Genomic DNA, 10241 nt, shown 5'->3' on the forward strand with positions numbered 1-10241 from the left:
ACAAGAGCGCCTGTTTTAACGCGCCCGCTGCCCTGCGGGCGCGTACGTCCACCTGTCTTGAAAGACTTCATGCGCGTTTGGTACAACAGGACGTTTTCGTCCATCTACGCCGCGATCCGGCTGATCCGCGAGGCAGATACCGCCCAGCGTTTCACCATCATCCACAGCAATGCCAACCGCCATACCCCGGCGGCGCGCCTGGCCCATGAGTTCCACGGCGAGCCCGTCGGCCTGGAGCCGGCTGCCTACGTCGAGTGGTGCCTGGAGTTCTGCCGCAAGCAGCGCATCGACATCTTCGTGCCGGGCCGCGAGGCCACCACCCTGGCCGCGCAGCACGCGCGCTTCCTGGAAATCGGCACGCGCGTGCTGAGCGCGGCCACGCCGCAGAAGCTCCAGCTCATGCACGACAAGGCCGGCTTCTATGCGGAGACCGATCTGCCGCAGGCGCCGGTGGCCGAATTCCGCCGCTTCGACAACCTCGACCAGTTCGATGCCGCCTGGGCCGAGCTGCGCCCGCGCCATGCGAAGCTGTGCATCAAGCCCGCGCGCGGCATCTATGGCATCGGCTTCGCCATCGTCGACGAAGAGCGCAGCAGCGCCGCCCTGCTCCTGGCGGGCGTCGAGTACCACATCGGCTACCAGGACCTGCGCCGCGGCCTGGCGGAGCTGAAAGAATTCCGCACCATGCTGCTGATGGAATTCCTCGAGGGCGCCGAGTACAGCGTCGACTGCGTGGGCGACAACGGCCGCCTGGTGGCGGCGGTGGCGCGCCGCAAGCCGGCGCAGGCCGGCAGCGGCCAGCTGATCGACATGCGCCCCGAGATCGTCGAGGCGACCGCCAAACTCGCCGCCGACTATGGCCTGAACGGCATCTTCAACGTGCAGTTCCGCGAAGCCGGCGGCAAGCCGCGGCTGCTCGAGATCAACCCGCGCATGTCGGGCGGCATCGGCATGGCCTGTGCGGCCGGGCCGAACCTGCCCTGGATCGCCCTGAAGGGTTTTGCCGACGGTTTCGACACTGTCGAGGTGGCGCCGGTACGCAACGGCATGCGCGTGATCGAAGTCCCGGAAGCGCTGGAGCTGGCATGAACGCGAAGTCCGACCTGGATGCCCTATCACGGCGCAGCGTGGCCCTGCCCACCGGGACGCTCGACGTCGCGCTTGCCGAGGGCGCGGACGAGTTTGAGGAGCTGCTCGGCTTCGCGGCGCGCGCCAATGCCAAGCGCGGCTTCCTGTTCCTGAGCAAGGTGCTGGGCAAGCACTGGCCGGTGCGGCCATCGAGCATGCTCGCCATCCACGCGCGCCTCGCCGCCACCGTGCCGGATAGCGATGGGCCGGTGGTGTTCATCGCCATGGCGGAAACCGCGATCGGCCTGGGCCAGGGCGTGTTCGAAGCCTGGCTGCGCGCCAATCCCGGACGTGAAGCCCTGTTCATCCATACCACGCGCTACCGCGCAGGCACTGGCGAGCTGATCGAATTCGAGGAGGCGCACAGCCACGCGCCGCGCCAGTTCCTGCACATGCCGGAAGATCCTCGCCTGCGCGCGCTGCTGCTGGCGGCCTCCACCCTGGTGCTGGTGGACGACGAAGCCAGCACCGGCAACACCTTCCTGAACCTGACCGCGGCCTGCCGCCGCCTCAATCCGGGCATCGCGCGGGTGCACCTGGCGACGATCACCAATTTCATGGGCGGGGAGGCCACGTCCGCCCTGTCCGGGCGCTTCGGCCTGCCGGTGACGATGGGCGCGCTGCTCAGCGGCGAGTACCGTTTCACGCCGGGCGACTATGTGGCCCCGGCCACCCCCGCCCAGCGTTTCGACCCGGATGCGGACCGCGGCGCCAGCACCGGTTTCGGCCGCCTGGGCCTGCCCTCCGCCTTGCGCCCCCCCGAGGCGCTGGCGGACCGCCTGGCAGGCGAATTCGCGCCTGGCGCCAAGGTCGCCGTACTGGGCACCGGAGAATTCATGCATGCCGCCATGCTGCTGGGCGCGGCGCTGGAGCGGCGCGGCGTCGACGTCCGGGTGCAGTCGACCACGCGCTCGCCGATCCTGACCTGGGGGGCGGTCAGCCACGCACTGCGCTTCCCCGACAACTACGGCGAGGGCATCGCCAATTTCATCTACAACATCGCGCCTGGCCAGTACGAGCACGTGCTAGTCTGCCACGAGACCGCGCCCAATGCCCCCTTGCGCGAGCTCGCCGCTCTGCTGGATGCGCGCCTGTTCCACTTCCTGTCCGAGGCTGACGTTGAAGAAGTTCCTGTTCGCTGACCTGGACGACACGCTGTTCCAGACCTTCGAGAAATGCGCCGCCGCGGATGCGCTCGAGCCGGCCGCCTATTACAAGGACGGCAGCATCTGCTCGTACACCACGCGCGCCCAGCGCGCCTTCCTGAGCTTCGTGCAGGACGGCATGACCGTGATCCCGACCACGGCGCGCGACCATGACGGCCTGCGCCGCGTGCACCTGCCCTTCGACAGCTACGCCGTCATCAACTATGGCGGCGTGGTGCTGCAGCCCGGCGGCAGCGCCGACATGCTTTGGCTGGAAGGGATGCGCAGCGCGATGCACGCCGCCCTGCCCGGCCTGCAGGAGCTGGCGCGGCACATCGACGACTATGCCGGACGCACGGGCTTCGGCGGCCGCGCGCGCATGATCGAGGATTTCGCCACGCCCTTCTTCCTGGTCGTGAAAGACCCGGACAAGCGCCACGAGCGCCTGGCGCCGGTCGAGGAAGAGGTGGTGCGCCCCTGGATCGCGGACGGCCGCCCGGACTATGTCGTGCACCGCAACGGCAACAACCTGGCCATCCTGCCGAAGGCGCTGGACAAGGCCAATGCGGTGGCCCATATCACCGGCAAGTTACGCGCCGAGCACGGCGACATCGTCACCTTCGGCATGGGCGACAGCCGTTCCGACGCGCGCTTCATGGCCGCCTGCGACTACGCCATCGTCCCGCGCGCCACCCAGCTCGCGCGCCTGACCGTGGAGGCCCTGTGAGCTTCCCGGGCAGCTACCGCGCCGGCGAGGTGGACTTCCTGCTCACGCGCTTGCAGGCGCAGGAATTCACCAGCGTGCATGACAAGGAGCGCCTGATCCAGTCCGGCCAGCGCCACTACAGCCAGATGCTGTCTCCTGAATCGCTGCCCTCGCCGCGCTACATGGCCGTGTTCGAGGATGCCTGCCGCGCCAACAATGCGCGCATGGCGGCGGACTGCCTGCGCCTGGCCGGCCTCATCGCCGCGCGGCGCACCGGCGCCATCGCCGTGGTCTCGCTGGCGCGCGCCGGCACGCCGGTGGGGGTGGTGGTGGCGCGGCTGCTGCGCGAGGTGCTCGAACGCGAGGCGGTCCACTATTCGGTGTCGATCGTGCGCGACCGCGGCATCGACCGAGCCGCCCTGCGCCACGTCCTGGCCCAGGGCCACGCGCCGGAATCGATCGTGTTCGTGGACGGCTGGACCGGCAAGGGCGTGATCGCGCGCGAGCTGGCGCTGTCCGTGTCCGCCTTCAATGCGGCGCAGCGGACCGGCATCGACAACGGCCTGTACGTGCTGTCGGACCTGGCCGGCGCCGCCGCCGTCGCGGCCTCCGGCGACGACTACCTGATCCCGTCGAGCATCCTGAATGCCACGGTGTCGGGGCTGGTGAGCCGCACGGTGCTGGACGAACGGATCGGTCCGGACGACTTCCACGGCTGCGTCTACTACGGCGAGTTTGCTCCCCATGACCAGTCGCAACGCTTCGCCGATGCGCTGGTGGCGCTGGCGAAGGCTGGCGGCGACCTGCCGCAAGCCACGCCGCCGGACGCGAAAGCGGCTGCCGAACGCTCGCGCACCTACCTCGATTGTGCGATGGAACGCTACGGCATCACCGACATCAATCTCATCAAGCCCGGCATCGGCGAGGCCACCCGCGTGCTGCTGCGCCGCGTGCCGCGCCTGCTGGTGCTGCGCCAACCGGGCGCTCCGGACGTGCGGCACCTGGAAGTGCTGGCCGAAGAAAAACAGGTGCCGGTCGCGGTCGACCCGCTTCTGCCCTATCACGCAGTTTCCCTGATCAGGAGTGCATCGGATGCTTAAGTCTTTAGGCGCGTCACTGTACGTGCCGGCCAATCACAAGGACCTGGCCAGAATCGCCAACGGCGAGAAGCTGCCGGACGCGCGCTCGCTCATTTTCTGTCTTGAAGACGCCATCGCCGACCGCGAACTGAGCTGGTCGCTGTTCAACCTCTCGGTGGTGCTGGCGAACATGCGCAGCGAGGTTACGGCCGAGCGTTTCGTCCGGGTGCGCAATCCGGAGGTGATGGAGCGCGTGCTGGCCATGCCGGGCGCCGAGAAGCTGAGCGGCTTCGTGCTGCCGAAGATCACGCGCCACAACTTCGACACCTATTTCCGCCTCGTGCGCGACACAAGCCACGTCCTGATGCCGACGCTGGAGACGGCGGAAGTGTTCAGCGACAGCGAAATGCAGCAGCTGCGCGCCGTGTTCGAAGGCCCGGGCGTGCGCCACCGCATCCTGGCACTGCGCATCGGGGGCAACGACCTGCTCGCCCTGCTGGGCCTGCGCCGGCCGCGCGGCATGACGATCTACCGCACGCCGCTGGGGCCCGTGATCGCGCGCCTCGTGACCACCTTCCGGCCCTGGGGCTTCGCCTTGACGGCGCCGGTGTTCGAATACCTCGACCTGCCCGAGCTGCTCGACCAGGAAGTGCTGGAAGACCTGGCCCACGGCATGGTCGGCAAGACCGCGATCCACCCGACCCAGATCGCCCCGATCGAGCAGCACTACCAGGTGCGCCCGCAAGACCTGGCAGTGGCGCGCGCCATCCTCGACGACGCCAGCCCCGCCGTGTTCCGCATGAACGACGCGATGTGCGAAGTCGCCACCCACCGCGCCTGGGCCGAGCGCCTGGTGGAACAGTCGCACCGCTTCGGTTCCCGTTCGATGGAAGGAGAAACCTCATGAATTTGTTCTCGCGTGGCCAGAAAGGCAAGCTGGCAGACCTCGGCATCGGTCATGCCTTTACCGTCGAGGTGGATATCGGGGCGCCCGGCCTCTCGGTCGACGTGTCCTGTTTCGGCCTGGATGCGTCCGAGCGCCTGTCGGATGAGCGCTACATGGTGTTCTACAACCAGCTGGCCAGCCCAGAGGGCGCGGTCCGGCTGGAGCTGAGCGGGTCGCTGGCCCGCTTCGCCGTGAATCTCGATGCCCTGCCGGCGACGATCGCGAAGCTGGTGTTTGTCGCCGCCATCGACGGCGTCCAGACCATGCGCTCGCTCGGCGCCTGCGCCCTGAATCTCGGCAGCGCGGTGCGCTTCCCGTGGTCGGGTGCGGACTTCGGCGACGAGAAGGCGGTCATCGTGGCGGAGCTGTACCGGCGCGACGGAATGTGGCGTTTCGGCGCGGTCGGCCAGGGCTTCAATGGCGGGCTGTCGGCGCTGCTGGCGCATTTCGGCGGCACGGAGGCGAAGCCTGCCGCCGCTTCCGCTCCCACCTCGGCGCCCCCGCCGGCGCCGGCGCAGCCCAGGGTCTCGCTGTCGAAGGTCACGCTGGAAAAGCGCGGCGACAAGGTCTCGCTCGACAAGCGCCCCGGCCGCGGCTTCGGCCGCATCCACGTGAACCTGAACTGGAACCAGTCGGCGACGGCGGCGCCGCCCCAGCAGCCTGCGAAAACGGGCTTCTTCGACAAGCTGATTGGCGGCGGCATCGGCGCCGGCCGCAAGGGCCGCGGCGGCATCGACCTCGACCTCGGCTGCATGTACGAGCTGGCCGACGGCCGGCGCGGGCTGGTGCAGGCGCTCGGCAATGCCTGGGGCGACTTCGAACGCGAGCCCTACATCCGCCTGGATGCCGACGACCGCACCGGCGCGGTGGCCGGCGGCGAGAACCTGACCATCAACGGCGAGCGCTTCGACCAGATCCGCCGTGCACTGATCTTTTCCTTCATCTACGAGGGCGTGCCCAACTGGGCGGCGACCGACGGCGTGGTGACCATCACCGCGCCCGAACAGGCGCCGATCGAGGTGCGCCTGGATGGCGGCGGCAACCAGATGATGTGCGCGATCGCGCTGATCGAGAACCGGGGCGGCAGTATGCAAGTCACCAAGCTGGCCGAGTATTTCCAGCAGAGCGGCGGGACCAGCGCGCACGAGCTGATGGACCGCCATTTCGGCTTCGGGCTGCGCTGGAAAACTGGCTCGAAAACTAAGCTACTGTAGGGGCGATGGGCTTGCGCCCCAGGAACGCAAGAACCGTCATCGGAAAGAATGATGCATTTGTTCTCATTATCGGTTTGTATTCTTGCTCAAGGACCTTGCCATGGCCAAATCCAGTACGGTATCGCCTCCCCTGCAGGCAGCGAAAGGCGCTGTCGCAACAAAGAAGTCCGGAAAAAGCGCCGCTGCACCAGCAAAGAAGAAAAGTGCCGCGCCAATCATTCAAGATGGAACCCTCTTCAATGATCACTTTTCCCACATCGAACAGCTGTTGCTGGCGCGCGCAAAGGTACAGGCCACATCAGGGCACAACCTGCACAAGGGCACGCCGAGAGAAGCGTTCATCAGCGACTTCATCACTGGGCACATCGGAGCCGGAATCGGCGTAGGGACAGGCGAAGTCATCGATGCGCGCTCGGCGTCTGGTGAAACGCGGAACCGGATCGATATCGTCTTGTACGACCAGCGCATCCCCAGGTTCGATATTGGCGCCAATATCCACCTCTTCCCTGTGGAAAGCGTCAAAGCCACCATCGAAGTAAAATCGACCTTGCAGGAAAAAGACCTGCAACAGGCTTGCCGTGCAGCCGAGCATATCGGGGCGCTTCTCCCTCAAACAGGGAGCGATCGGAAGCAAATTCGTACTCCCAGGCGTTTCCTGGTCGCGTATGGAAGCACGGTCACCCTGGATACCATCTTCGATTGGCTCGTCTCGTACTACAAGAAAGCCGAGCTTCCGCGCGCCGATATGGACAGGGTTGGATTGCGTGAAGCGCTCTTCCCCGACAACCAGTCTTTGCTGCCGGGACTGCGTTCGTCGACACTCGACGGTATATTTGTTTTCGGAAGAGGCGCGATTCTTTTCCCGAGTTTTAATCTGCCTCTACGTCAGGAACCCCTCGCCCAAGCACGCGGCCGCTTGTCGATGCAAGCAATCCAATGGCAGATCGTTAACGGCGGCACGGGAGCGGCCCACTTATTGTTCCTGGCACTGATGGAATCCATCCTCGACGATACGCTCATGCATTCGTATGCAAAAGCGCTACGGTTCGATCCCATCACGTTCAAGGAGATGGCTTACCTGGTGAAGGTCTGATTTGCCCATCGACACTACCACTTGCAACCCGTGTCGGTGATGGTGTCGATCGCCAGCGGAATCAACGCGAACACGTTCAGCGACGTGCCGCCGCTGTACTTCTTGGTGCAGGGCGACCGCTTGGCTTCCCTGATGGCGCGGCCGAGGTCCTTCTTGTCGATTTCCAGCCGATGCTCGGCATCGCGCACCTGTTCGAATGGTTCCGGCACGTGCTCCCTGGCGACGCGGCGGGCAGTGGCGCGCAGTGCCTCCATGTCCAGTTGTCTGCCCTGCGCCGGGGCCTGCTCCGGGCTTGACTCCTGCGGCTCCGGAACGGATGGCACGGCCACCGTGTCCGATGACGCGGCGCGGCCTGCGCTGGCGTGGCCTTTGTCTTGCGGGGTAGCGGGGCCGGGGTGGCCGCTTGCACCGGCTTCGGCCTGGCCTTTGCCGGAACCAGCACGAATTCGATGTAGTCGGCTGGACCTGTCTCATCCCTGACAGGAGGCGTGCCGGCATAGCGGAGCAGAATCGCGAAGAAGGCCATGTGTGCCAGGATGATCAGCGCCCCCGACCCGGCGCGCAGCTGCCGGGAACGCGTCATCCGTCCTGCTTGACGCTGCTGGCCAGCAGTTCCGGACGGTCGAGGTAGAGCAGCACATAGCGCGGCGCGGCGTGGCGCACCTGCCAGTGCTGCAGCGTCACGCCTGCATCCGGCTTCATGACCAGCACGCAATTCGGTTTGTCGAAAGGCGTCACCGTGATGGTGTCGGCAGGATGGATGCCATGGCGCCGGCGCCAGCGTTCGGGCGCCTCGGTTACCGCATCTACGCGCTCGATGCTCGAGAGCGGAATGCTGCCCTGAGTGCGCACGCCGACGCGCAGGTGCAGCATCCCGTCCGCCAGCACATGGCTGCCTTCGGCGACATGCCAGCGGTCGCCCAGCACCCAGGCGAGCGTGTACACGGCCCCGATGCCGCCGGCCACATGGATGAGCATGCGCGTGTCCGGATCGTCGACGAACAGGCGGAGGATGCCGAAGTCGATCGGCAATTCGAGGAATACCGCGACCATCGCGCAGCCGATCGCGGTGCCGTAGGCGCCGCGCTGCAGGTAGGTCAGCGCCGTGCCTTCCGGGCGCGCCAGCGGCTTGCGGCGGCGCAGCCATTGCAGGAAGCCGCTCCACATCAGGCGGTCGAGCCTGGCCATGCCGATCAATTCCGGCGGCAGCAGGGCAAGGATGCGGCCACGCCAGCCGGTGGCGCCACGCAGGCGCTGCAGCGCATCGGGGAGGTGCGCCAGGTCCTTGGCGGCCAGCAGGACCAGGGGCAGCGCGAAGGCCAGCGTGCGCAGTGCCGGCCCCATCGCTTCGGGCGCCGCCAGCCGCACCAGCAACAGGATGAAGAAGCCGAGATAGGCGTAGCCGGCCAGCTGCGACCAGGAGATGCGGCGCAGCTCGAACGCTGCGGAGTGGAAGCTGTGTGTAACGGACATGTGCTTTTCGCGCTGTTGTGATCGCTACGATTACAACACGGCGAGCCTGCCCGAACAATTTGCGCCGCATAAAGCGCTTATCGCTGCGGGGTTGGAGAAGTTCCGCCGCCGCTGCCGTCCAGCTATGGCGCTTGCGGCAGCACAAAGTACGCACACAAAGCGCACTCGACAATGGGCTTTTGCATGGAGGCCACATGTCGAACTTCGATCATCTCCCGGACGATGCCACCCGCCTCACCGCCGCGAGCCTGCGCGCGCATTTCACGGGTCACCCGACGCTGGTTGGCTGGATCGGACGCTATGCGCTGCTGGTGCTGCTGCTTGGCGGCGGCGTGGTCATGGGCAGCCTGCTTGGGCCGGTCATCTACGCACTGCTCAACTGAAACCAAATGACAAGGGCCGGGAGTCCTTGCGAACTCCCGGCCCTTGCTACCTCAGCGGATTGATCCGCTGGCGGTGGATGCGATTACTGCAGCTTGATTTCGACGTCGACGCCAGCCGGCAGGTCCAGCTTCATCAGTGCGTCAACGGTCTTGTCGGTCGGATCAACGATGTCCATCAGGCGCTGGTGGGTGCGGATTTCGAACTGGTCGCGCGAGGTCTTGTTGACGTGCGGCGAACGCAGGACGTCGAAACGCTGGATGCGGGTCGGCAGCGGGACCGGGCCCTTGACCACTGCGCCGGTGCGCTTGGCGGTGTCGACGATTTCCAGGGCGGACTGGTCGATCAGCTTGTAGTCGAACGCTTTCAGGCGGATGCGGATTTTCTGGTTCGGAGCGGACATGCTATTTCCTTTTAAAAGAACGTTCCGGCAAGGTGCCGGCAATGTGTGAAAGGTGCTTCGGTACTGCTCAAGAGGCGGGAGTATAACATCGTTCCCTCTCATAAAGATGGGGACAGGTCGAAAAACCTGTCCCCATCGTTGGTTGGAAGAGACGCCCTGGGGGCGCCCTTCCGATCTCGCTAACCGAAATTAGGCGATGATCTTGGCAACCACGCCGGCGCCGACGGTACGGCCGCCTTCGCGGATTGCGAAGCGCAGACCTTCTTCCATCGCGATCGGAGCGATCAGCTTGACGGTGATCGACACGTTGTCGCCTGGCATGACCATTTCTTTGTCGGCCGGCAGCTCGATCGAACCGGTCACGTCAGTCGTACGGAAGTAGAACTGCGGACGGTAGTTGTTGAAGAACGGGGTGTGACGGCCGCCTTCGTCTTTCGACAGGACGTAGATCTCACCGGTGAAGTGGTTGTGCGGCTTGATCGAGCCCGGCTTGGCCAGAACCTGGCCACGCTGGACGTCTTCACGCTTGGTGCCGCGCAGCAGCAGGCCGACGTTGTCGCCAGCTTGACCCTGGTCCAGCAGCTTGCGGAACATTTCCACGCCGGTGCAGGTGGTCTTCACGGTGTCGATGATACCGACGATTTCGATCTCTTCGCCGACCTTGATGATGCCG

General features: G+C 65.9%; 12 protein-coding genes. 8 read left to right on the top strand and 4 right to left on the bottom strand.

Features of this window, described 5'->3' with window-relative positions; translation table 11 throughout:
• The first annotated feature begins 69 nt into the window (after positions 1–69).
• The 7 genes from YWC_RS0121600 (at position 70) to YWC_RS0121630 (ending at position 7311) form a co-directional block, all read left to right on the top strand.
• The gene (locus tag YWC_RS0121600; protein WP_027867264.1) at positions 70–1089 is read left to right on the top strand and encodes an ATP-grasp domain-containing protein; all 1020 of its coding nucleotides are present in this window, start codon (positions 70–72) and stop codon (positions 1087–1089) included.
• Entirely contained in the window at positions 1086–2270 is a 1185-nt protein-coding gene (locus YWC_RS0121605; protein WP_027867265.1) for a phosphoribosyltransferase domain-containing protein, read from the top strand. The genes YWC_RS0121600 and YWC_RS0121605 overlap by 4 nt, the downstream gene beginning before the upstream one ends.
• Complete coding sequence (locus YWC_RS0121610; protein ID WP_027867266.1) at positions 2248–3000, top strand: HAD family hydrolase; 753 nt, start codon at positions 2248–2250, stop codon at positions 2998–3000. The genes YWC_RS0121605 and YWC_RS0121610 overlap by 23 nt, the downstream gene beginning before the upstream one ends.
• Complete coding sequence (locus tag YWC_RS0121615) at positions 2997–4079, top strand: cysteine protease StiP family protein (RefSeq protein ID WP_027867267.1); 1083 nt, start codon at positions 2997–2999, stop codon at positions 4077–4079. The genes YWC_RS0121610 and YWC_RS0121615 overlap by 4 nt, the downstream gene beginning before the upstream one ends.
• Positions 4072–4965 carry an HpcH/HpaI aldolase/citrate lyase family protein gene (locus YWC_RS0121620; protein WP_027867268.1) on the top strand — a complete coding sequence of 298 codons (894 nt, stop codon included), beginning with the start codon at positions 4072–4074 and terminating at the stop codon, positions 4963–4965. Before YWC_RS0121615 ends, YWC_RS0121620 begins: the two co-directional genes overlap by 8 nt.
• Positions 4962–6218 carry a TerD family protein gene (locus tag YWC_RS0121625; RefSeq protein ID WP_027867269.1) on the top strand — a complete coding sequence of 419 codons (1257 nt, stop codon included), beginning with the start codon at positions 4962–4964 and terminating at the stop codon, positions 6216–6218. Before YWC_RS0121620 ends, YWC_RS0121625 begins: the two co-directional genes overlap by 4 nt.
• Positions 6219–6318: 100 nt before the next feature.
• A complete protein-coding gene (locus tag YWC_RS0121630) occupies positions 6319–7311 on the top strand; it encodes a DUF6602 domain-containing protein (protein WP_027867270.1) in 993 nt (330 codons plus the stop codon).
• Between the two features lie 14 nt (positions 7312–7325).
• On the opposite strand, the gene YWC_RS0121635 is transcribed toward YWC_RS0121630, so the two are convergent.
• Positions 7326–7634 (bottom strand): hypothetical protein, encoded by a 309-nt coding sequence (locus YWC_RS0121635; protein WP_156923833.1) that lies wholly within the window; start codon positions 7632–7634, stop codon positions 7326–7328.
• Between the two features lie 256 nt (positions 7635–7890).
• Positions 7891–8784: a hypothetical protein gene (locus YWC_RS0121640; protein ID WP_027867272.1), complete on the bottom strand. Its 894-nt coding sequence runs from the start codon at positions 8782–8784 to the stop codon at positions 7891–7893.
• A 194-nt stretch (positions 8785–8978) separates the two neighbouring features.
• On the opposite strand from YWC_RS0121640, the gene YWC_RS0121645 reads away from it, so the two are divergent.
• Positions 8979–9167, top strand: coding sequence for a hypothetical protein (locus tag YWC_RS0121645; protein ID WP_027867273.1), 189 nt, complete (start codon positions 8979–8981; stop codon positions 9165–9167).
• Between the two features lie 83 nt (positions 9168–9250).
• Here the strand turns inward: YWC_RS0121645 and rpsJ are convergent, their stop codons facing one another.
• Both rpsJ and YWC_RS0121655 read right to left on the bottom strand, forming a co-directional pair.
• Positions 9251–9568, bottom strand: coding sequence for a 30S ribosomal protein S10 (gene rpsJ / locus YWC_RS0121650; RefSeq protein WP_005663509.1), 318 nt, complete (start codon positions 9566–9568; stop codon positions 9251–9253).
• Positions 9569–9757: 189 nt separating this feature from the next.
• On the bottom strand, positions 9758–10241 hold a 484-nt coding region (locus YWC_RS0121655), incomplete at its 5' end, for an EF-Tu C-terminal domain-related protein (RefSeq protein ID WP_027867274.1).

The sequence above is a fragment of the Massilia alkalitolerans DSM 17462 genome, assembly GCF_000427785.1.
Classification (GTDB): domain Bacteria; phylum Pseudomonadota; class Gammaproteobacteria; order Burkholderiales; family Burkholderiaceae_D; genus Telluria; species Telluria alkalitolerans.

What these genes read in the sequence shown, in the direction of transcription:
- YWC_RS0121625 (WP_027867269.1), top strand. Translation starts at nt 4,962, where the DNA reads ATGAATTTGTTCTCGCGTGGCCAGAAAGGCAAGCTGGCAGACCTCGGC.
- YWC_RS0121645 (WP_027867273.1), top strand. Translation starts at nt 8,979, where the DNA reads ATGTCGAACTTCGATCATCTCCCGGACGATGCCACCCGCCTCACCGCC.
- YWC_RS0121640 (WP_027867272.1), bottom strand. Translation starts at nt 8,784, where the DNA reads ATGTCCGTTACACACAGCTTCCACTCCGCAGCGTTCGAGCTGCGCCGC.
- YWC_RS0121605 (WP_027867265.1), top strand. Translation starts at nt 1,086, where the DNA reads ATGAACGCGAAGTCCGACCTGGATGCCCTATCACGGCGCAGCGTGGCC.
- rpsJ (WP_005663509.1), bottom strand. Translation starts at nt 9,568, where the DNA reads ATGTCCGCTCCGAACCAGAAAATCCGCATCCGCCTGAAAGCGTTCGAC.
- YWC_RS0121620 (WP_027867268.1), top strand. Translation starts at nt 4,072, where the DNA reads ATGCTTAAGTCTTTAGGCGCGTCACTGTACGTGCCGGCCAATCACAAG.
- YWC_RS0121600 (WP_027867264.1), top strand. Translation starts at nt 70, where the DNA reads ATGCGCGTTTGGTACAACAGGACGTTTTCGTCCATCTACGCCGCGATC.
- YWC_RS0121630 (WP_027867270.1), top strand. Translation starts at nt 6,319, where the DNA reads ATGGCCAAATCCAGTACGGTATCGCCTCCCCTGCAGGCAGCGAAAGGC.